This is a genomic window from Polymorphospora sp. A560 (genome assembly GCF_045781765.1).
Lineage (GTDB): Bacteria > Actinomycetota > Actinomycetes > Mycobacteriales > Micromonosporaceae > Polymorphospora > Polymorphospora lycopeni.
Genome location: NZ_CP122282.1, coordinates 6,719,445 through 6,739,368, shown reverse-complemented (window position 1 = coordinate 6,739,368; position 19,924 = coordinate 6,719,445). Strand labels below are relative to the sequence as shown.

Below are 19,924 nucleotides of genomic sequence, written 5' to 3'. Positions count from 1 at the left end.
GATGACGACCGACCGTACGGCCAGGTGGGCGCGGCAGGCCGCCTGGCCGCTGTGCGGACTGACGCTGCTGCTGACCGCCGCCGCCATCTGGCTGGCGGTGCTGAACGGGGCGCCGGCCAGCGACCTGAGCCACCACCTCCTGGTGGTCGCCAGCGCGGTCGTCGGCGGGCTGGTCGCCGCACACCGGCCGGGCAACCCGGTCGGCTGGCTCGCCCTCACCAGCGGCCTGTGCTTCGCCCTCCAGGAGGCCTGCGGCCAGTACGCCGCCCACGGCGTCGTCGTCGACCCCGGATCGCTGCCGTTCGCCGCCGCGCTGGCCTGGCCGCAGAACTGGCTCTGGATTCCCGGCAACGCCGCCATCGCACTGATCCCGGCGTTCTTCCCCGACGGCCGGCTGCTCTCCCCCCGGTGGCGGCCGGTGATCTGGACGGTCGTGGCCCTCACCGCGCTCGCCGTGGTCACCAACGCGGTGCGGCCCGGCGACAACGAGCAGATCTACCCGGTCAGCGCGCCCAACCCGTTGGGCGTCACCGGCTGGCAGCCGCTCGCCGACACCACCGGCACCCTCGCCATCCTGGCCAGCGCGGTGTTCCTCTTCGCCGCCGGCGGCACCGTCGTCTGGCAGGCACGCAAGGCCCGCGGCGCCCGCCGCCAGCAGGTCAAGTGGCTCGGGTACGCGGTCGGCCTATCCGTACTCGTGGTGGCCGGTCGACTCGTCGTCGGCCTGACCGACGGCCACCCGGGCCTCTTCCCGTACGAGAACGCCGTCTGGGACTTCGCCGGCGGTGCCAGCGTGTCGCTGGTCCTGGTCGCGCTCGGCATCGCCATCCTGAAACACCAGCTCTTCGACATCGACCTGCTGATCAGCCGTACCGCGGTGTTCGTCACCCTGTCAGCCTGCGTCGGCGGCGCGTACGTGCTGGTCGTCGGCCTGCTCGGGGCCGGATTCGACACCTCGGCCAGCCTGCCGGTCTCGTTCGCCGGGGCGGCCGTCGCCGCGCTGATCTTCGCCCCGCTGCGGCACTGGCTGCAACGCCGGGTCAACATCCTGGTGTACGGCGAACGCGACGACCCGTACGCCGTGCTGGCCCGGCTCGGGCAGCGGCTGGAGCAGACCCAGGACTCCAGCGCCGTCCTGTCCACCAGCACGGCGACCGTACGCGAGGCGCTGCAACTATCCTATGTGGAGATACAGACCGTCGACGGGCGGTCGTACCGGCTGGGCAGCCCGCCCGCCGACCCGGTCCGGATCCCGCTGGTCGCCGGCGAGCCGGTCGGCGACCTGCTGCTCGGCCCCCGCAGCGGGGAGGTGTCGCTCGGCGACCGCGAACTGCGCCTGCTCGCCGACCTCGCCCGGCACATCGGCGTCGCCGTACAGGCGGTCCGGGCCCTCGACCGGGCCCAGTCGCTCGCCGCCGACCTGCAACGCTCCCGCGAACACCTGGTCGTGGCCCGAGAGGAGGAGCGCCGGCGGCTGCGCCGCGACCTGCACGACGGTCTCGGGCCGACGCTGGCCGGGTTGACCATGCGGGCCGAGGTGGCCCAGGAGATCGGGCCGGGGGAGCAGGCCAACCGCATGCTGGAGGAGATCGTCGTCGACGCGCGTACCGCCGTCGCCGACGTACGGCGGCTCGTCGACGGTCTGCGGCCGCCGGCGCTGGACACGATGGGGCTGGCCGGGGCGCTCCGGTCGCACATCGCCGCCTGGCCGGCGGCCGGCCCCCGGGTCGTCTTCGAAGCTCCCGAGGCACTGCCCGCGCTGCCCGCCGCGACCGAGGTCGCCGCCTACCGGATCGCCGTCGAAGCGCTGAACAACGCGCGCAAGCACGCCCGGGCGGACACCGTCGAGGTACGGCTGACCATCACCGGGCAGCAACTGCGCCTCGACGTCCACGACGACGGCCGGGGCCGCCAGCCCGGCCAGCCGGACGGCGTCGGCATGCACTCGATGCGCGAGCGCGCCGACGAACTCGGCGGCGAGTGCACCGTCACCTCGGCCCCGGGTACGGGCACCCGGGTGACCGCGATCCTGCCCACCACCACAGAGGAGACCGATGGACCAGATCCGGGTGCTGCTGGTTGACGACCACGCCCCGTTCCGGGCGGGGCTGCGCGCCCTGCTCGCCACCAGTCCCGAGATCGACGTCTGCGGCGAGGCCGCCAGCGGCGAGGAGGCACTGGTCGCCCTGGACCGGCTCCAGCCCGACGTGGTCCTGCTCGACCTGACAATGCCCGGTATGGGCGGCATCGCCGCGACCGAGCGGATGGTGCGGATGAGCCCGCACGTCCGAGTGCTGATCCTCAGCATGGCCGACGACGACGACTCGATCTTCGCCGCGCTGCGCGCCGGCGCCCGCGGCTACGTCCTCAAGGGCGCCCGGCGGCTGGAGATCATCCGGTCGGTTCGGGTGGTCGCCGACGGTGAAGCGATCTTCGGCCCGGCCATCGCCACCCGGCTGATGGGCTACTTCGCCGGGCTCAACCGGGCCGAACCGGCATTTCCGGAACTGACCTCGCGGGAGCGGGAGATCCTGGCGCTGATCGCCCAGCACCTGACGAACCCGCAGATCGCGCTGCGCCTCGGCCTGAGCCAGAAGACGGTCCGCAACCACGTCTCCAACATCTTCACCAAGCTCCAGGTCGCCGACCGCGCCCAGGCCATCATCATGGCCCGCGAACAGGGCCTCTAACTCCGACTCCTCTCGCTCCTCATGATCGTCTGCGGTTCAGGCGCTCGACACGCCGTTCGGCCAACGCCTGAGCCGCAGACGATCACCCGCTGACACGTCTACTTACGCCGCTACTTACGCTGCGACGGTCGGCCAGAATCGTCAGGACCTCCTTTCGGACCTCATCGGGCTGCCCTGTCAGTCGAGCGTGTGAGAACCGCACGACGAGTATCCCCACGGTGGCCAGGAGGGCGTCGCGGCGGAGATCTGTCTCGCGCTGCCGGGCGTCGCCGTGCGAAGCGGCACCATCGAGTTCGATGTCGACCCGCTCCCGTTCCGCGTAGACGTCGAGATAGGTGGTGCGCTGGCCGACCACGATGCGGACCTGCCGCGCGAACGACGGCATTCCTGGGCCGGTGAAGACGTGGTCGTGTCCCCAGATCTCCAGCGCACTCAGGCAGCCGTCGGCGAGCCGGTCCAGAAGGACGCGCAACTCGGCCCGGCCGCCGAGTCTCGGCGCGGTGGACAGAGCGGTGCAGACGCGCTGCGGGGTGGTCCGCCGGCCGTTGACGGCTTTGATGACCGGCCCCGGCCGCTCGGCCACCGGCAGCACGGGCCAGGCGTCGACCAGCGAGTTCTCGACCCTGGTGACGCATGTCCCGCGCCAGGTCAGGACTACGGATGCACGCCGGTGGTGGATCACCAGGCCGGGCTGGGTGCGCAGACCGGAGCCGACCGGAACGCTGGCGTGGATCGGCTCGCCGGGCGGCTGCGGACGTAGACCCCAGACGTCGAGGGCGGTCGTGTGACTGAGGCCGCCGTTCCCGGCGAGGTAGGCCAGTGCGGCACGGTGTCGCAGGGTTCGGTCGAGGGCGGCCAATGGGGGGCACGTGGGCGCTTCCTCGCCGCCGGGCCGCATGCGGCGGCGGTCAACGTAGACCTCGGGTAGCACCCGGCACAACTGACCGTTACGTCGGGCCGCGGCCAGCACCCACCGTGGTACCACCTCGCAGGCCTGGCCACGGGTCACCACCCCGCCACTGGCGTCCACAAGAGACCTAAGCGTCGGATTCATGCCGTCGAAGGTGCCACCATCGCGTCCCGGCCGCCGCCCGGCCATGGAAGTCTGTGGACGACGAGGAGACCTGTGGACGACGTGACGATCTTGCGCTGGAGGTGCTATGGGTGATCATCTGCAGTTCAGGCGTTGCCGACTCGGCGTGTCGAGAACCTCAACTGCAGACGATCATGGCGATCGGGTGGGGCGGGTCAGAAGTCGCCCTCGGCCACCTGGAAGACGGTCAGGCCCAGTTCGCGCCACATCCGGACGACCTGCATCCGGTCGTCGAAGACGCCGACGACGGCGTACCGGTCCTTGATCTCCCGTTCGAAGATCTCCTTCTTGACCACCGAGTCCTTGCGGGAGTCGCCGACAGGGCGCATGTACAGCCCCAGGTACGGCACCTCCACGTGCAGGTCGAGCCACGCCTCCGTGTCGGGCCGGGCCGACTCGTCGCGCCCGGAGCAGTAGACGACGCCGTACCCGGCGGCGTGCATGGCGCGTACGGCCGAGATGACCGCCCGGTTCGGCAGGTCCTCACCGACCCGGGTCATGTCGTACGGGCTGCGGCCGGCCATCAGCGCCACGGTGCCGTCGATGTCGACGAGGACCACCTCCGGTGCCCCGGTCGGCGGGGTGTAGACCACCGCCGGGCCACCGGTCTCGACGTACGGGACGGGCAGCGGCAGGTTGCGGCCGGCGAGGTAGCGCTCGTGCATCCGCCGGATGGCGTCCTCGCCGACCCGGTCCTCCTCGGGCCGTTCGGCGTCGCGCCGCAGGCACTCGTCGAGTGGCACGTCGGTGAAGTCGTGCACCTCGAAGGTGGCGCCGAAGCGGGCGGCGAGTTCGGCCCACTCCCGTACGGTCTTCGACCGCAGGTTGGTGTCGTCGACGCAGACGTCGGCGCGGGCCCGCAGCAGTGCCTCGACCTGGGCCCGCTGGGCGGTGGTCACCTGGGCCTCGGCCCACTGGGTGAACAGCCGGGTGCCGTGCAGCATCCGGCGCAGGTCGTCGCGGTTGACCCGGACCACGGACGGCTGGAGCTTGCGGGCGAAGGTGGTCTTGCCGGAGGCGGGCAGCCCACGGGTGACGATCAGTCGGGTCATTCGGCGCTCCGGTTGTGCGGGGTCCAGTCCGCGGCGGGCCGGACCTGCTGCCACAGCAGCGGACGGTAGTCCCTGCTGTCGAGGCGGAGGAAAAGGGAACCACGGTCGGGGTGCCGCACCGCGTGCGCGGCGAACTCGCGCCGGCCCCAGCCGTCGGGCAGGCCGGCCACGATCTCACCGTACGCGGACTCGACGGCGGCGGCGCGGGCGTCGACCGTACCGGTCAGTGCGGTGGCGACCGCCCGCGCCCAGGCGTGGAACTCGTCGGGCAGTGGCGCGATGACGGCCGCCAGGTCGCCGCCGGTGGCCAGGACCTCCCAGACGACGCGGGCGTTGAGGCCGGTGACGAGCTTGTGCAGCCGTACGTAGTCGGCGTACTTGATCTTCACCCGCTCGTCGGTCGCCGGTACGTGCACGACCAGCCCCTCCCGGTCGGGGCGGGGAGCGGCGGCGAGGGCGGCGCCGAGCGTGGCGTAGGCGAACGTCTCGACGACCGGGCCCGGCCAGTCCGGGACCGCCTGCGGGCCGTGGCTGCGCCCGGTGGCGATGTCGACCGCGCCGAGCAGCACGAGGTCGTCGAGGCCGGCGTAGTCGAGCACGATCCGGTTGGCCGGGTAGATGATCTCGACGAGCACGGTGAGTCCGGGCGGCGGGGTGAAGCCGGCGTACCGGGTCCGCAGCAGCGCGGTGGCGTGCCGGGCCTGGTCGGAGGCGAACGAGCCGCGGGTGGCGACCGCCCAGCCGGTGCCGTCGGGGTAGACGATGCCGAGCGAGCCGTCCGCTTTGTCGGTGACCGTCACCTCCGCGTCGAGTGCGACGACGGGTGCCCCGGGCTGGTCGTGGTTGAAGAACTTCCGGTACGGCCGCGCCAGCACGTTGCCGGTCGCGTCGTCCACGATCAGCCCCCGGCAGGCGAGCGTCACCGGTGTCCAGTTGCCGGTGTACTGGCACGCCTCCGTGTAGTTGTAGATCGACAGGGCGAGTTCGGGGTGTCGCTGGATCCGGACGAATCCCTCGGCGACCGCGGCGGCGAGGGCGGCGGTGTCCACGACGTCGGCGAGCGGGATCGCCGGATGCCCGAGGGTGCTGGTCACGGGAATGCCTTCCGGGATAACGGGAATGGATCGAGGAGGGCTCACGTTATCGAGGGTGGCCAGTGCCGAGCATCCCGGTTTCGTGCGAGGAGTGAAGCGAAGCGGAGCCCCGCAGCACGGAACGAAGGCCGGTCCCGATATCGAGCCATCGGGAGCGGCATGGCAAACTGGTCAACCGGCCACGGTTCCGGTTCACGCCCGAGTCAACCGCGCCCGCCGCGGAAGACGCAGACGGCGACCCGGCGACCCACGAAGAAAGGACCGAGGCAGCATGAAGCCCAACATCCACCCCGAGTACGGCGTGACCGAGGTCACCTGCTCCTGCGGTGAGAAGTTCACGACGCGCAGCACCGCCAAGGGCGGTTCGATCCACGTCGAGACCTGCAGCGCCTGCCACCCGTTCTACACCGGCAAGCAGCGCGTGCTCGACACCGCCGGCCGCGTCGCCAAGTTCCAGCAGAAGTACGCCAAGGTCCAGGCCAAGAAGGCCAAGTAGCGACGAAAACGGCGCCCGCCACCCGGCCAGTCCGGGTGGCGGGCGCCGTTCGCATGTCCGTGTCGGCCGATCCCATTCCGTGTCGTCTGATTGAGGTACGAGCATGAGCAACGAGCGTCTCGCCGGGCTTCTCGACGAATACGCGGAGCTGGAGAAGCGGCTGGCCGACCCGGCGATCCACGCCGACCAGAACACGGCGCGGCGGGTCGGCCGCCGGTTCGCCGAACTCGCCCCGCTGCACAAGGCGGCCGGCGAGCTGGAGCAGGCCCGCGCCGACCTGTCGGCGGCCCGCGAACTCGCCGCCGAGGACCCGTCGTTCGCCACCGAGGTGGACGCGATCTCCGCCACCCTGCCCGGGCTCGAGGAGCGGCTGGCCGAGCTGCTGATCCCGCGTGATCCGCACGACGCCAAGGACGTGATCCTGGAGATCAAGGCGGGCGAGGGCGGCGAGGAGTCGGCGCTGTTCGCGGGCGACCTGCTGCGGATGTTCACCCGGTACGCCGAGCGGCACGGCTGGGTCACCGAGGTAATCGACGCGCAGGACTCCGACCTCGGCGGGGTCAAGGACGTCTCGCTCGCGGTCAAGACCAAGGGGGTGCCCGACGGCGGCAACGGCGTCTGGTCGCGGCTGAAGTGGGAGGGCGGCGTGCACCGGGTGCAGCGGGTGCCGGTGACCGAGTCGCAGGGCCGCATCCACACCAGCGCCGCCGGTGTCCTGGTGCTGCCCGAGGCCGAGGACGTCGACGTCTCGATCGACCCGAACGACCTGCGCATCGACGTCTTTCGCTCGTCCGGCCCGGGTGGCCAGTCGGTCAACACCACCGACTCGGCGGTCCGGATCACCCACGTGCCGACCGGCATCGTGGTCTCCTGCCAGAACGAGAAGAGCCAGCTGCAGAACCGCGAGCAGGCGATGCGGATCCTGCGGGCCCGGCTGCTCGCCGTCGCCCAGGAGCAGGCCGACGCGGCGGCGTCCGACGCCCGCAAGGCCCAGGTCCGTACGGTGGACCGCTCGGAGCGGATCCGCACCTACAACTTCCCGCAGAACCGGATCACCGATCACCGGATCGGCTACACGGCGTACAACCTGGACCTGGTGCTCGGCGGCGACCTGGACGGGGTGCTGGACGCGCTGGCCGAGGCCGACCGGGCCGCCCGGCTGGCCGGCGACACCGACCTCGGCCGCCGGTAGTCCGTACCGCCACCCCGCCGTCGGCGGGTTCGACGGGTTGCGCGGATGACGAGAACCTTGCGCGGCAACAGGTCCCATCGATCGATGCTTGACTATTTTGTCGGTGGAACCGGAGTCCGGCCCGAGGAGACGTCATGCGTGGAGTCCGAAGGTTCGTCGCGCTCGCCTGCGTCGGTGGAGCGCTGCTGATCGGCGCCGCCGCCCCGGCCCACGCGGCGGCGCCGGCCCAACGTTCGGCGGTGACCGCCACCTACCTGTTCGGCTACTACTACACGCTCGACGCGTGCCGCTACTTCGGCGAGAGTCTCGTACAGGGCGGGGCGTGGGGCTCGTACAACTGCGTCTACCAGTGGCACCCGTACGACCAGCAGTCGTACTGGTACCTGTACATGTCGTAGCGGTCCCGCCGGCGATACACGTCGTAGCGGCGGTCCCGCCGGTCAGGTCGCGGCGCGGGCCCGGGACCGGGCCCGCATCATCTCCCGGTCGGCGACGTCGAAGGCGCTGGCCAGCGCCTCCCGCAGGGCGGCGCCCGAACCGGTCACCTCGGCGAAGCCGATGCTCACCTCGACCGGCGTGCCCGGCACCAGCGACTCCCAGTCCTCGGCGGCCACCGCCTGGCCGATCCGCCGGGCGACCTCGCCCGCCTCGGCCAGGCCCGCCCCGGTCAGCACGACCACGAACTCGTCACCGCCGTAGCGGGCCACGAAGTCGCCCCGCCGCATCACCCGGTTGATCACCCCGGCCACCCGTTGCAGCACCAGGTCACCCGCGTGGTGGCCGTGCGCGGTGTTGACCGCCTTGAACCCGTCGAGATCACAGATGCCGATCACCGCCGGACGACCCAGTGAGATCATCGTCTCGACGTACTTGTCGAGCTGGCGGCGGTTGGCCAGACCGGTCAGCGGGTCGGTCATCGCCTCGCCCGCGTACTGCTCGGCGGTGCGGCGCAACTCCTCGTGGTCGATGCGGGTCGCGATGCCGTCGACGTACATGTCCCGCAGCCGGTCGGTGCGCTGGACGGCCAGCCGGAACGCGTGCCGGTCGGCCCGGTGCGCCGCCGCGTGGTCACCGCTGTGCGCGTACATGAGGCTGCGCAGCCGGGCCGGCTCGGCCGCCCCCAGGGTCTCGGTCGCGACCGCCGCCGTGTCGAGCCGCGCCGCCGCCTCGATCAGCCGGCCGGCGGTGATCGCCAGGCAGACGTCGCCGAGCCGGCGCAGGTCGTGGCTGCGCGCACCGTAGCCGCCCCGGGCCAGCAGGGCGGCCGCGTCGTGGCCGCGGGCCCGCAGGCCCACCTGCTCGCCGAGGGCACCCCGGCGGGCCAGCGCGTAGCCGTATGCGGCCAGGCTGCTCGGCCGCAGCCGGGACGGGTCGCCGCCGGCCAGGATCCGGTCGAGGTCGGCCCCGATGTCGCGCAGCACCCGGAGACAGCCGTCGCTGTCGCCGTTGTGGTCCAGCGCCACCGCGTTGCGCAGCCGGATGCCGGGCGCGGCGAACATCTCCTCGGCGATGCCGGCCCGGGTGCCCAGGACCCGGGCCTGCTCGATGGCGCCGAGGGCGTAGCCGTGGAAACCCAGGTAGGAGTAGGCCATCGCGAGGTCGTGCCAGGCCCACGCGGTCTCCTGGTCGGGGTCGGTGACCGACTCCAGCGCCCGGACGCTGCGCACCAGATGGGTCACGCACCGGTCCAGGGCACCCAGGTCCTGCGCGGCCAGCGCCGCCAGCGCGTGCAGGTGCCCCTTGAGGTAGGGCTCGGCGAGGTCCTCGGCCGCGGCCAGCGCCACCTCGGCCGCCCGGGCGTATTCGGCGGTACGGCCCAGATTGATCAGCGCCGACAGCCGCTGCACCAGGGCGTCGGCCCGCGCGTACGGGTCGGTGGTGCGGGCGAGCACCAGGTCGAGCTGACCAACCGCCTCGGCGGACCGGTCGCGCTCCATCAGCTCCCGCGCGCGCGTCAGTTCCTCAACCTGGTCGGTGACCTGGTCGAGCCAACCCACGCCGGACCCCCTTGCGGAACGTGGTGGCAGCGCGCTGCCGTGCGGACGCGGCGTCGAGCCCGCGCAGGACACGGCCACGGGTTACCGCGTGACGGATCAGCGCGGCCGACGATTCATGATTATGGCGTGACATCGTCTCGTGAACACCCCCCCGAAGGGACCGAACGGACGCGACCCGGTCCGGTGCTGGCCACGGCCACCGCCGCGCTGTCGGCCGCGGGTGTCGGGTCGCCACGGGCCGACGCGGAGTGGCTGGCGACGTACGTGCTCGGGGTCGACCGGAGCCGGCTGCCGCTCGTGGCCGGGTTCACCCCGGACGAGCTGGCCCGCTACCGGCGGCTGGTGGCGCGGCGGGCCGGCCGGGAGCCGTTGCAGCACCTGCTGGGCTCGGCGGCGTTCCGCTATCTGGAGCTGGCGGTCGGCCCAGGCGTCTTCGTGCCCCGGCCGGAGACCGAACTGCTCGCCGAGTGGGGGATCGCGCGGGCCCGCGGGCTGGCCGCCCCGCTCGTCGTCGACCTGTGCAGCGGCTCCGGGGCGATCGCGCTGTCGGTCGCGCACGAGGTGCCGGCCGCGACCGTGTACGCCGTCGAGCGCTCGGCGGGGGCGCTGGAGTGGTTGCGGCGCAACGCCGCCAGCCGGGTCGCCGCCGGTGACCCACCGGTGCGGGTGGTCGCCGCCGACGTCACCGACCCCGACCTGCTGGCCGAACTGACCGGCCGGGTCGACGTGCTGCTGTGCAACCCGCCGTACGTGCCGGCCGGCACCGACGTACCGCCGGAGGTGGCCGACCACGACCCGGCGGAGGCGGTCTTCGCCGGCACGGACGGCCTCGGGGTGATCCGGCCGGTGGTCCGCCGGGCCGCCGAACTGCTGGCGCCCGGCGGGGTCGTCGGGATCGAACACGACGACACACACCCGGTGGCGGTGCCCGCCGTGTTCACCGCCGACGGCCGGTACGCCGACGTGACCTGCCATCCCGATCTGGCCGGCCGGCCCCGGTTCAGCACCGCGCGACGGGTGGCCTGAGCCCGACCCGGAAACCGACCGGCACCGCCGACGTCCCACGGGCGCGGGCGCGTGGCAGACTTTGTCCCCGTGATGCTCTATGACTGCCGGTCGCTCGCCGACCGCGACCGAGGCATCGCCGCGGCGATCGAGGCGGTCAAGAACGGCGAACTGGTCGTACTGCCCACCGACACCGTCTACGGCGTCGGGGCCGACGCGTTCACGCCGTACGCGGTGAAGGCCCTGCTGGACGCGAAGGGGCGCGGGCGCGACGTGCCGCCCCCGGTCCTGGTCGGCTCCCGGCACACCCTCGACGGCCTGGTCTACCTGCTGCCCCAGGCGGCCCGGGACCTGGCCGACGCGTTCTGGCCGGGTGCGCTGACCATCGTGGTCGAGCACTCGCCGAGCCTGCAGTGGGACCTCGGCGAGACCGGCGGCACGGTCGCGGTGCGGATGCCGCTGCACCCGGTGGCGCTGGAGGTGCTGCGCGAGACCGGGCCGATGGCGGTCTCGTCGGCGAACAAGTCCGGCCAGCCGCCCGCCGAGACCGCCGAGCAGGCCCGGGACCAGCTCGGCTACGCGGTGCGCGCCTACCTGGAGGCGGGGCAGTGCCCCGACCCGGTGCCGAGCACGATCGTCGACGTCACCGGCGAGGTGCCCCGGCTGCTGCGGGAGGGCGCGGTGCCGCTGGCGAAGCTGCGCGAAGTGCTGCCCGACCTCGTGGGTCGGGAGGGCTGAGGTGCCGCCGTTCACCGTCCTGCACGTCTGCCTCGGCAACATCTGCCGGTCGCCGATGGCCGAGCGGTTGCTGGCGCTGGCCGTACGGGAGCGGCTGGCCCGGCTGGCGGTCGCCGCGCCGTTGCCGACCGGCTTCGCCGACGAGTTGGTGCACAGCCACAGCGCCGGCACCGGCGGCTGGCACGCGGGCGAGGAGATGAACCCGCCGGCCGCCCGCCAGGTCCGGGCCCGGGGCGGCGACGTCGATGGTTTCCAGTCCCGCAAGCTGCTTTCGGAGCACATCGACGCCGCCGACCTGGTGCTCACCGCGACCGCCGACCAGCAGGAATACGTCACCGCGCTGCGTCCCGACGCGAGCGGCCGCACGTTCGTGCTGGGCGAGTTCGGCCGGCTGCTCGCCCAGGTCGACGCCGCCGCGCTGCCGCCGGCCGAGGCGACGCCGGCCGGCGTCCTCGCCCGTGGGGTGGCGCTGGTCGCCGCGGTCGACGCGGCCCGGCGCGACGCCCAGCCGCTGCCCGGCGACGATCTCGACGACCCGTGGGGGCGCGGCGACCAGTCGTTCGGCCGGGTCGCCGACGAGATCGAGGAGACCGTGGTCCCGCTGGCCGGGGTCCTGCTGCCCTGACCGCCGGCCGCCGGCAGCGGTCTCAGCGGGAGACCGTCGTCTCCGCGCCGCGCGCGATGTTGCGGGCCATCCCGCCGAAGACGATCGCGTGGAACGGGCTGACCGCCGCCCAGTAGGCGTGCCCGGCCAGCCCGCGCGGAGCGAAGACGGCCCGCTGGCGGTACCGGCTGCGGCCGGTCCCGGCCGGCTCGGCCCGCAACTCCAGCCAGGCCAGCCCCGGCAGCCGCATCTCGGCCCGCAGCCGCAGCAGTTCGCCCGGCACGATCTCCTCGACCCGCCAGAAGTCGAGCGCCTCGCCGACGTACAACCGGTCCGGGTGCCGCCGGCCGCGCCGCAGGCCCACCCCGCCCACCAGCCGGTCCAGCCAGCCGCGAACCGACCAGGCGAGCGGGAACGAGTACCAGCCGTGCTCACCACCGACCCCCTCGATGACCCGCCACAGCGTGGCGGGTGCGGCGGCCACCTCGCGTTCGCGTACGTCGGTGTAGAGCGAGCCGCCGGACCAGCCCGGGTCGGTCGGCAGCGGCTCGGCGGGCGCGGTCGGCCAGGTGGCGGTGGACCAGCGGGTCTCCACCTCGGCGTCACGGATCTTCGCCAGGGCCAGCCGGACCGCCTCGTCGAAGCCGATCGGGCCGCCCGGCGGGTCCGGCACGTACCGGGCGATGTCGTGCTCGTGGGCGACCGCCTCGTGGACCAGGCTGTCGACCAGTGGCCGGGCGATCGAGCCGGGGACCGGGGTGACCAGGCCGACCCAGTACGACGACAGGCCGGGGCTCAGGGCCCGTGCCGGCAGGACGATCCGGCGGCGCAGCCCGGCGACGGCGGCGTACCGGCGCATCATGTCCAGGTACGTCAGCACGTCCGGCCCGGCGACGTCGAAGCCCCGGTTCACGTCGGCGGGCAGGGTGGCGGCACCGACCAGGTGGCGGAGCACGTCGCGGACGGCGATGGGCTGGATCCGGTTGTGCACCCAGCGCGGGGTGACCATGACCGGCAGGCGTTCGGTGAGGTGGCGCAGCATCTCGAACGACGCCGACCCCGACCCGATGACGACCGCGGCGCGCAGTACGGCGGTCGGCGTGCCGCTGTCGAGCAGGATCCGGCCGACCTCCTCACGCGAACGCAGGTGGGCCGAGGTGGGGTCGCCGGGGGCGGGGCGCGGGCCGCCGAGGTAGACGATCCGTCGTACGCCGGCGGCCTTCGCCGCGGCCGCGAAGTTCTCGGCCGCCCGCCGGTCGATGGCCGCGAAGCCGCGCCGGCCGAGGGAGTGCACGAGGTAGTAGGCGACGTCGACCCCGGCGAGGGCGGCGGTGAGCGATTCCGGGTCGGCCAGGTCGCCCTCGGCGATCTCGACGTCGGCGGCCCAGGGCACGTCGCGCAGCCGTGCCGCCCGCCGGGTCAGGCAGCGCACCCGGTGACCCTCGGCGAGCAGCCGGGGCACGAGCCGGCCGCCGATGTAGCCGGTGGCGCCGGTGACCAGGCATCGCATGATCTCCATCATGCGTCCGGCCCGGCCGCACCGCCCGCCGGGCGCGCGGGCCCGCCCGCCTAGACTGCTGCGGGTGGAGACATTCTGGGGGCCCGATTTCGCCCAGTTGGAGGCGACCGATCCGGAGATCGCGTCGGTTGTCGTGGGCGAACTCGACCGGCTGCGCCAGGGCCTGCAACTCATCGCGAGCGAAAACCTGACCTCGCCGGCGGTGCTCGCCGCCCTCGGCTCGACGCTGACCAACAAGTACGCCGAGGGCTACCCGGGCCGGCGCTACTACGGCGGCTGCGCGCAGGTCGACCGGGCCGAGGAGATCGGCGTCGCCCGGGCGCGGGAGCTGTTCGGCGCCGAGCACGCCAACCTGCAGCCGCACTCCGGGGCGAGCGCCAACCTGGCGGCGTACGCGGCGCTGCTCGAACCGGGCGACCCGGTGCTGGCGATGGAACTGCCGCACGGCGGCCACCTGACGCACGGCAGCCGGGTCAACTTCTCCGGGCGGTGGTTCCGTACGGTCGGCTACCGGGTCCGGGAGGACACCGAGCTGATCGACTACGACGAGGTACGCGAACTCGCCCTCGAACACCGGCCCAAGATGATCATCTGTGGTGCCACCGCCTACCCGCGACTGATCGACTTCGCCGTCTTCCGGGAGATCGCCGACGAGGTCGGCGCCTACCTGATGGTCGACGCGGCACACTTCATCGGCCTGGTCGCCGGCCGGGCCGTACCGTCGCCGGTGCCGTACGCCGACGTGGTCTGCGCCACCACCCACAAGGTGCTGCGCGGCCCCCGGGGCGGCATGATCCTGTGCCGGGCCGAACTGGCCGCCCGGATCGACAAGGCGGTCTTCCCGTTCACCCAGGGCGGGCCGCTGATGCACGCCGTGGCGGCGAAGGCGGTCGCGCTGCGCGAGGCGGCGCTGCCGGAGTTCCAGTCGTACGCGAGCCAGGTGGTCGAGAACGCCCGGGCCCTCGCGGCGGGGCTCGCCGCCGAGGGGATGCGCCCGGTGTCCGGTGGCACCGACACCCACCTCGCCCTGGTCGACCTGCGCGATGTCGGGGTGACCGGGCGCGACGCCGAGGCGCGCTGTGACCTCGCGACGATCACCCTGAACAAGAACGCGATCCCGTACGACCCGCAGCCGCCGATGGTCGCCTCCGGCATCCGGGTCGGCACGCCGAGCGTCACCACCCAGGGCATGCGGGAGGCCGAGATGCGCCAGATCGCCACTCTCATCGCCCGCGCGATACGTACCGATCCGGGGCTGCCGGGCGGGGTGGAGACCCTTGCCGAGGTCGCCGCCGAGGTCGCGGAGCTGGCCCGCCTCTTCCCGGCGTACCCGCGGTGATGGCGCCCCGGCTCCGGCACCTGCGGGTGCCGCTGATCGTCTCGGCCGTGCTCCTGGTCGTCGCGGTGCCGGTCGGCTGGCTGGTCGACGGTGCCGCGGGCGCGGCCGGCGCGGCGGCCGGGGTGGCCGTGGTCACGTTCAGCTACCTGCTGTCGAGCCTGGCGGTGGCCTGGGCCGACTCCGTGCTGCCCAAACTCGTGCTGACCGTCGGACTGGCCACCTACGTGCTGAAGTTCAGCATCTTCGGCATGGTCATGTTCGCGGTGGCGGCGACGGGCTGGGACGGCCTGCGGATGATGGCCGTGGCCATGATCTGCGCCACCGTCGCGTGGGTCACGGCACAGGTCTGGTGGACCTTCAAGGCCAAGATCCCGTACGTCGAGATTCCCTCGAAGTAACCACCGGCCAACTGTCGCGTTTCCGTCAATCGGGGACGAGTCAGGGTGGCCGGTCTTCCGTACTGGCGTGACGGGAGTAGCGTGTCCGGAAGCCGCGACACGCCCCTCTGCGCCCACACAACTCGGTTGTGCGGGGGGTGACTCACAGCCTCATGTTTCCGGCTGATAGCGTTCGCCGCGTCATGGCTGACGACCAACCCACCAACGGCACCGGTCCTTCCGGCGCCGATGCGGGTTGGGCAGCCGTCGGTTACCTCCTCAGCGGCATGGGCATCTGGGGCGGCATCGGATGGCTCGTCGACCGTTGGCTGGACCTGCCAAACGTCGGGCTGCTGATCGGGTTGATCGGGGGCACGGCCGCCGGGGTCTATCTGACCATGAAGAGGCTGGGCGTCTGACACCGCCCGACCGACGGAGGGTTCGAATTGGCTGAGCTGCCGACCTACCTCGCTGCGGAGTTTCCCCCCGGCGTTGACAGCTTCAACTACAAAAGCCTGATCCCCTCGTTCGAAGACACGATGTGGGCGGGGGCCTTCACCAAGATCGCACTGCTGATCTGGATCAGTGTCGCGATCATCCTGGTCTTCTTCCTGGTGACCTACCGCAACCCCAAGCTGGTCCCGACCAAGGGCCAGTGGCTCGCCGAGTCGGTCTACGGCCTGGTCCGGGACAACATCGCCCGCGACATCATCGGACAGCAGGGCGTGCGCTTCGCCCCCTACCTGACCACGCTGTTCGTCTTCATCCTGCTGAACAACCTCTGGGGCATCGTCCCGTTCGCGCAGATCTCGCCGAACTCGCACATCGCCTTCCCGATCGTGCTGGCGGTCATGAGCTGGCTGGTCTACGTCGCCGTAGGTATCCAGAAGCACGGCTTCTTCGGATACATCAAGGCGAGCTGTTGGGTGTCCGGCGCCCCGCTTTGGGTGCAGCCGATCCTGGTGCCGATCGAGTTCGTCTCCAACCTGATCCTGCGGCCGGTCACGCTCTCCGTCCGTCTTTTCGCCAACATGTTCGCCGGCCACATGATCCTGCTGGTCTTCACGCTCGGCGGCGTGGCGCTCTTCCAGGCCGAGACGCTGCTCATCAAGCCGATCGCGTTCCTGAGCTGGGGCATGGCCATCGTCATGACGCTCTTCGAGCTCGGCATCCTGGCGCTGCAGGCATACGTCTTCACCCTGCTGACCGCCACCTACCTGCAGAGCTCGCTCGCCGAGGCGCACTGATCCACCGACACGCACCCGTGCCTCCGGGCACCGTACGCGCCTGCGCTCCACCGATCGACAACTGAAAATCTCACCCTAAACGTGCGCGTGATGGTCACGCGTTCAACGCAGGAGGAATCCAACCATGTTGCTGGCCGAGATCTCGGGCAACGTCAACGTCATCGGCTACGGCATCGCCGCCCTCGGCCCGGGCATCGGCGTGGGCCTGGTGTTCGCCGCCTACATCCAGGCGACCGCCCGCCAGCCGGAGAGCGCCGGTCTGACCCGCGTCTACATGTTCATGGGCTTCGCCGTGGTCGAGGCGCTCGCCCTGCTCGGTCTGGTGCTCGCGTTCGCGCTGCAGGGTGGGTCCTGACGGGCTCGGACCCACTCGGAGCTGACTTGGTGCCCGGCCCTCGACGGCCGGTCACCGCTGGAGGGGAGTGTCCATGTACATAGCCGCGGAAGAGGGCGGGAACATCCTGCTCCCACCGCTGTCTGAGATCATCGTCGGTCTCGTCGCCTTCGGTGTCGTCCTGTTCATCCTGGTCAAGTTCGTCTTCCCCCGTATGGAGGCGATGTACCAGGCTCGGGTCGACGCGATCGAGGGCGGGATCAAGCGCGCCGAGGCTGCCCAGGCCGAGGCCAACCAGCTCCTCGAGCAGTACAAGGCTCAGCTCGCCGAGGCCCGTACCGACGCCGCGAAGATCCGCGACGACGCGCGTGCCGACGCCGAGGGCATCCGGCAGGACGTCCTGGCCAAGGCGCGCGAAGAGTCCGACCGCATCATCGCGGCCGGCAAGGAGCAGCTCGCCGCCGAGCGCCAGACCATCGTCCGGGAGCTGCGTGCCGAGGTCGGCACCATCGCCGTCGACCTGGCCAGCAAGATCGTTGGCGAGTCGCTGGCCGACGAGGCCCGCCGCAAGGGCACCGTCGACCGGTTCCTGAGCAACCTCGAGAGCACGGGAGCCCGCTGATGCAGGCCGCCAGCCGGGAGTCGTACGCCGTCGCGGCGGAGCGCCTCGAGGCGTACGCCCAGGCGGCGCCGCCGCCCGCGGTCGCCGCGACCGGCGACGACCTGCTCGCCTTCGCGGCGCTGCTGCGCCGTGAACTGCGGCTGCGTCGGGCGCTGTCCGACCCGGCCCGCGGCGGCGAGGACCGGGCCGCGCTGCTGACCAACCTGCTCGGCGGCAAGCTCGGCGACGACGCGGTCGGGCTGCTCGGCACCCTGGTGTCGGGCCGCTGGTCGGTCCCGTCCGAGCTGCTGGACGGCGCCGAGCGGCTCGGTGTGGAGGCGCTGCTGGCCAGCGCCGACCGGGCCGGCGACCTCAGCGAGGTCGAGGACGAGCTGTTCCGTTTCGGGCAGGTCGTGACCGGTGACCCGGCGCTCGCCAGCCTGCTCGGCGACACGAGCGCCTCGGCGGCGCAGCGGGCCGAGTTGGCCGCCACCCTGCTCAAGGGCAAGGTCAAGCCGGTGACCCTGCGCCTCGTCGAGGTCGCGCTCGACGGCTTCGGCGGGCGGTCGTTCGCCGGGGCGCTGACCCGGCTCGTCGAGCTGACCGCGGACCGCCGCGACCGCCAGGTCGCCTACGTCACGGTCGCCGCGCCCCTTTCCGACGAAGAAGAGCGTCGGTTGGGTGCAAAGCTGGGCGAACTGTACGGTCGAGTGGTCACCGTGAAGCAGACGGTCGACCCGGCGGTCCTGGGCGGCATGAGCGTCCAGGTCGGTTCCGATCTCTACGACGGCACCGTCCTGCGCCGGCTCACCGACACCCGTAACGCGCTCGCGAAGCGCTAGAACCCAAATCGACGCCGCTCCGGCAAACCCGGGCCCTGAATAGAGGAAGCAGAGGATGGCCGAGCTGACCATCTCGTCGGAGGAGATCCGCGGCGCCCTGGAGCGCTACGTCTCCTCCTACACTCCCGACATCTCCCGCGAGGAGGTCGGTACCGTCTCCGACGCCGGTGACGGCATCGCCCACGTCGAGGGTCTGCCCTCGACGATGGCCAACGAACTGCTGGAGTTCGAGGACGGCACGCTCGGCGTGGCCCTGAACCTCGACGTCCGCGAGATCGGCGCCGTGATCCTCGGCGACTACTCCGGCATCGAGGAAGGCCAGCGGGTCAAGCGCACCGGCCGGGTGCTCTCCGTGCCGGTCGGCGACAAGTTCCTGGGTCGCGTGGTCAACGCGCTCGGCCAGCCGATCGACGGCCTGGGCGAGATCGAGGCCGAGGGCTACCGGGAGCTCGAGCTCCAGGCGCCGAACGTGATGGCCCGGCAGGGTGTCCACGAGGCCCTGCAGACCGGCATCAAGGCCATCGACGCGATGACCGCCATCGGCCGGGGCCAGCGCCAGCTCATCATCGGCGACCGCAAGACCGGTAAGACCACGGTCGCGATCGACACGATCCTCAACCAGCGGGCCAACTGGGAGTCCGGCGACCCGACCAAGCAGGTGCGCTGCATCTACGTGGCCATCGGGCAGAAGGCGTCGACCATCGCCTCGGTCAAGGGCACCCTCGAGGCGCACGGCGCGATGGAATACACCACCATCGTGGCGTCGCCCGCCTCCGACCCGGCCGGCTTCAAGTACATCGCCCCGTACGCCGGCTCGTCGATCGGCCAGCACTGGATGTACGGCGGCAAGCACGTCCTGATCGTCTTCGACGACCTGAGCAAGCAGGCCGAGGCGTACCGGGCCGTGTCGCTGCTGCTGCGCCGCCCGCCGGGTCGTGAGGCCTACCCGGGTGACGTCTTCTACCTGCACTCCCGCCTCCTGGAGCGCTGCGCCAAGCTCTCCGACGAGATGGGCGGCGGCTCGATGACCGGTCTGCCGATCATCGAGACCCGCGGTGGCGACATCTCCGCCTTCATCCCGACCAACGTCATCTCGATCACCGACGGCCAGGTCTTCCTCGAGACCGACCTGTTCAACCAGGGTGTCCGCCCGGCGATCAACGTGGGTACCTCGGTGTCCCGGGTCGGTGGTGCCGCCCAGGCCAAGCCGATGAAGAAGGTCGCCGGCCGGCTCCGCCTCGACCTGGCCCAGTACCGCGAGCTGGAGGCGTTCGCCGCCTTCGCCTCCGACCTGGACAAGGCGTCGCGTAACCAGCTGGACCGCGGTGCCCGCCTGGTCGAGCTGCTCAAGCAGTCGAACTACACCCCGTTCCCGGTCGAGGAGCAGGTGGTGTCGGTGTGGGCCGGCACCGAGGGCAAGCTCGACGACGTCGCCGTCGGCGACGTGTCCCGCTTCGAGTCGGAGTTCCTGGAGTTCCTGCGGCACCGCTACGCCTCGACGCTGTCCTCGATCGCGAACAACGAGTGGAACGACGACATCGTCGCCAGCCTCGACGAGGCGATCAACAAGTTCAAGCCGTCGTTCCTCGCCGGGGAGGGGGCGCCGATCAACGAGGCGCCGGCCGAGCCGCTCGCGGGCGAGCAGGACCGTGAGTCGGTGACCCGCTACACCGACCAGCCGGCCAAGAAGCAGTAGGGCGCAGC

21 protein-coding genes are annotated in these 19,924 nt (G+C 71.9%); 16 read left to right on the top strand and 5 right to left on the bottom strand.

The window, feature by feature from the left end:
* The first annotated feature begins 1 nt into the window (after position 1).
* Both QCD66_RS30405 and QCD66_RS30400 read left to right on the top strand, forming a co-directional pair.
* Positions 2–2,083 (top strand): histidine kinase, encoded by a 2,082-nt coding sequence (locus QCD66_RS30405; RefSeq protein WP_375735478.1) that lies wholly within the window; start codon positions 2–4, stop codon positions 2,081–2,083.
* Positions 2,055–2,690 carry a response regulator transcription factor gene (locus QCD66_RS30400; RefSeq protein WP_357532928.1) on the top strand — a complete coding sequence of 212 codons (636 nt, stop codon included), beginning with the start codon at positions 2,055–2,057 and terminating at the stop codon, positions 2,688–2,690. Before QCD66_RS30405 ends, QCD66_RS30400 begins: the two co-directional genes overlap by 29 nt.
* Positions 2,691–2,772: 82 nt before the next feature.
* Here QCD66_RS30400 and QCD66_RS30395 read toward each other — a convergent pair whose 3' ends face one another.
* From QCD66_RS30395 to QCD66_RS30385, 3 genes are all read right to left on the bottom strand, one after another.
* Entirely contained in the window at positions 2,773–3,549 is a 777-nt protein-coding gene (locus QCD66_RS30395) for an endonuclease domain-containing protein (RefSeq protein WP_407566883.1), read from the bottom strand.
* Positions 3,550–3,938: 389 nt separating this feature from the next.
* Positions 3,939–4,835: an AAA family ATPase gene (locus QCD66_RS30390; RefSeq protein WP_357532925.1), complete on the bottom strand. Its 897-nt coding sequence runs from the start codon at positions 4,833–4,835 to the stop codon at positions 3,939–3,941.
* Entirely contained in the window at positions 4,832–5,929 is a 1,098-nt protein-coding gene (locus QCD66_RS30385) for an RNA ligase (protein WP_375735480.1), read from the bottom strand. Before QCD66_RS30385 ends, QCD66_RS30390 begins: the two co-directional genes overlap by 4 nt.
* A 271-nt stretch (positions 5,930–6,200) precedes the next feature.
* Between QCD66_RS30385 and rpmE the strand changes: the two genes are divergently transcribed.
* From rpmE to QCD66_RS30370, 3 genes are all read left to right on the top strand, one after another.
* Positions 6,201–6,425, top strand: a complete 225-nt coding sequence (gene rpmE, locus QCD66_RS30380) for a 50S ribosomal protein L31 (protein ID WP_364208611.1) — start codon at positions 6,201–6,203, stop codon at positions 6,423–6,425.
* Positions 6,426–6,528: 103 nt separating this feature from the next.
* Positions 6,529–7,617, top strand: a complete 1,089-nt coding sequence (prfA, locus tag QCD66_RS30375; RefSeq protein ID WP_357532920.1) for a peptide chain release factor 1 — start codon at positions 6,529–6,531, stop codon at positions 7,615–7,617.
* Positions 7,618–7,751: 134 nt separating this feature from the next.
* Positions 7,752–8,015, top strand: a complete 264-nt coding sequence (locus QCD66_RS30370) for a hypothetical protein (protein WP_357532918.1) — start codon at positions 7,752–7,754, stop codon at positions 8,013–8,015.
* 42 nt (positions 8,016–8,057) lie between these two features.
* Here QCD66_RS30370 and QCD66_RS30365 read toward each other — a convergent pair whose 3' ends face one another.
* A complete protein-coding gene (locus QCD66_RS30365; protein ID WP_375735481.1) occupies positions 8,058–9,614 on the bottom strand; it encodes a diguanylate cyclase domain-containing protein in 1,557 nt (518 codons plus the stop codon).
* Positions 9,615–9,740: 126 nt separating this feature from the next.
* Between QCD66_RS30365 and prmC the strand changes: the two genes are divergently transcribed.
* The 3 genes from prmC to QCD66_RS30350 all read left to right on the top strand — a co-directional run bounded on the left by prmC (position 9,741) and on the right by QCD66_RS30350 (position 11,982).
* Positions 9,741–10,640: a peptide chain release factor N(5)-glutamine methyltransferase gene (gene prmC / locus QCD66_RS30360; RefSeq protein ID WP_375735482.1), complete on the top strand. Its 900-nt coding sequence runs from the start codon at positions 9,741–9,743 to the stop codon at positions 10,638–10,640.
* 72 nt (positions 10,641–10,712) lie between these two features.
* Positions 10,713–11,357 (top strand): L-threonylcarbamoyladenylate synthase, encoded by a 645-nt coding sequence (locus tag QCD66_RS30355; RefSeq protein WP_357533431.1) that lies wholly within the window; start codon positions 10,713–10,715, stop codon positions 11,355–11,357.
* Position 11,358: 1 nt separating this feature from the next.
* The gene (locus tag QCD66_RS30350; RefSeq protein ID WP_364208598.1) at positions 11,359–11,982 is read left to right on the top strand and encodes a phosphotyrosine protein phosphatase; all 624 of its coding nucleotides are present in this window, start codon (positions 11,359–11,361) and stop codon (positions 11,980–11,982) included.
* Positions 11,983–12,004: 22 nt separating this feature from the next.
* Here QCD66_RS30350 and QCD66_RS30345 read toward each other — a convergent pair whose 3' ends face one another.
* The gene (locus QCD66_RS30345; RefSeq protein ID WP_375735487.1) at positions 12,005–13,471 is read right to left on the bottom strand and encodes an SDR family oxidoreductase; all 1,467 of its coding nucleotides are present in this window, start codon (positions 13,469–13,471) and stop codon (positions 12,005–12,007) included.
* A 73-nt stretch (positions 13,472–13,544) separates the two neighbouring features.
* On the opposite strand from QCD66_RS30345, the gene glyA reads away from it, so the two are divergent.
* The 8 genes from glyA (at position 13,545) to atpA (ending at position 19,916) form a co-directional block, all read left to right on the top strand.
* Positions 13,545–14,819 carry a serine hydroxymethyltransferase gene (gene glyA / locus QCD66_RS30340; RefSeq protein WP_357532910.1) on the top strand — a complete coding sequence of 425 codons (1,275 nt, stop codon included), beginning with the start codon at positions 13,545–13,547 and terminating at the stop codon, positions 14,817–14,819.
* A complete protein-coding gene (locus QCD66_RS30335) occupies positions 14,819–15,217 on the top strand; it encodes a hypothetical protein (protein ID WP_364208592.1) in 399 nt (132 codons plus the stop codon). Before glyA ends, QCD66_RS30335 begins: the two co-directional genes overlap by 1 nt.
* Positions 15,218–15,399: 182 nt before the next feature.
* On the top strand, positions 15,400–15,615 hold the full coding sequence (locus tag QCD66_RS30330) for a hypothetical protein (protein ID WP_212827054.1): 216 nt from the start codon (positions 15,400–15,402) through the stop codon (positions 15,613–15,615).
* 27 nt (positions 15,616–15,642) lie between these two features.
* Positions 15,643–16,443, top strand: a complete 801-nt coding sequence (gene atpB, locus QCD66_RS30325) for a F0F1 ATP synthase subunit A (protein ID WP_364208589.1) — start codon at positions 15,643–15,645, stop codon at positions 16,441–16,443.
* Positions 16,444–16,567: 124 nt separating this feature from the next.
* Positions 16,568–16,798 (top strand): ATP synthase F0 subunit C, encoded by a 231-nt coding sequence (gene atpE / locus QCD66_RS30320; protein WP_212827056.1) that lies wholly within the window; start codon positions 16,568–16,570, stop codon positions 16,796–16,798.
* A gap of 73 nt (positions 16,799–16,871) precedes the next feature.
* A complete protein-coding gene (locus QCD66_RS30315; RefSeq protein WP_357532903.1) occupies positions 16,872–17,399 on the top strand; it encodes a F0F1 ATP synthase subunit B in 528 nt (175 codons plus the stop codon).
* Positions 17,399–18,220 carry a F0F1 ATP synthase subunit delta gene (locus QCD66_RS30310; protein WP_375735483.1) on the top strand — a complete coding sequence of 274 codons (822 nt, stop codon included), beginning with the start codon at positions 17,399–17,401 and terminating at the stop codon, positions 18,218–18,220. The genes QCD66_RS30315 and QCD66_RS30310 overlap by 1 nt, the downstream gene beginning before the upstream one ends.
* A gap of 55 nt (positions 18,221–18,275) precedes the next feature.
* Positions 18,276–19,916, top strand: a complete 1,641-nt coding sequence (gene atpA / locus QCD66_RS30305; protein WP_364208582.1) for a F0F1 ATP synthase subunit alpha — start codon at positions 18,276–18,278, stop codon at positions 19,914–19,916.
* The last annotated feature ends 8 nt before the right edge of the window (positions 19,917–19,924 follow it).

Bases quoted from the DNA above. Each gene is read 5' to 3' on its own strand.
- QCD66_RS30405 (WP_375735478.1), top strand. From the start codon at position 2: ATGACGACCGACCGTACGGCCAGGTGGGCGCGGCAGGCCGCCTGGCCG.
- QCD66_RS30400 (WP_357532928.1), top strand. From the start codon at position 2,055: ATGGACCAGATCCGGGTGCTGCTGGTTGACGACCACGCCCCGTTCCGG.
- QCD66_RS30390 (WP_357532925.1), bottom strand. From the start codon at position 4,835: ATGACCCGACTGATCGTCACCCGTGGGCTGCCCGCCTCCGGCAAGACC.
- rpmE (WP_364208611.1), top strand. From the start codon at position 6,201: ATGAAGCCCAACATCCACCCCGAGTACGGCGTGACCGAGGTCACCTGC.
- prfA (WP_357532920.1), top strand. From the start codon at position 6,529: ATGAGCAACGAGCGTCTCGCCGGGCTTCTCGACGAATACGCGGAGCTG.
- QCD66_RS30370 (WP_357532918.1), top strand. From the start codon at position 7,752: ATGCGTGGAGTCCGAAGGTTCGTCGCGCTCGCCTGCGTCGGTGGAGCG.
- QCD66_RS30355 (WP_357533431.1), top strand. From the start codon at position 10,713: ATGCTCTATGACTGCCGGTCGCTCGCCGACCGCGACCGAGGCATCGCC.
- QCD66_RS30345 (WP_375735487.1), bottom strand. From the start codon at position 13,471: ATGCGATGCCTGGTCACCGGCGCCACCGGCTACATCGGCGGCCGGCTC.
- QCD66_RS30335 (WP_364208592.1), top strand. From the start codon at position 14,819: ATGGCGCCCCGGCTCCGGCACCTGCGGGTGCCGCTGATCGTCTCGGCC.
- QCD66_RS30330 (WP_212827054.1), top strand. From the start codon at position 15,400: ATGGCTGACGACCAACCCACCAACGGCACCGGTCCTTCCGGCGCCGAT.
- atpE (WP_212827056.1), top strand. From the start codon at position 16,568: ATGTTGCTGGCCGAGATCTCGGGCAACGTCAACGTCATCGGCTACGGC.
- QCD66_RS30315 (WP_357532903.1), top strand. From the start codon at position 16,872: ATGTACATAGCCGCGGAAGAGGGCGGGAACATCCTGCTCCCACCGCTG.
- QCD66_RS30310 (WP_375735483.1), top strand. From the start codon at position 17,399: ATGCAGGCCGCCAGCCGGGAGTCGTACGCCGTCGCGGCGGAGCGCCTC.
- atpA (WP_364208582.1), top strand. From the start codon at position 18,276: ATGGCCGAGCTGACCATCTCGTCGGAGGAGATCCGCGGCGCCCTGGAG.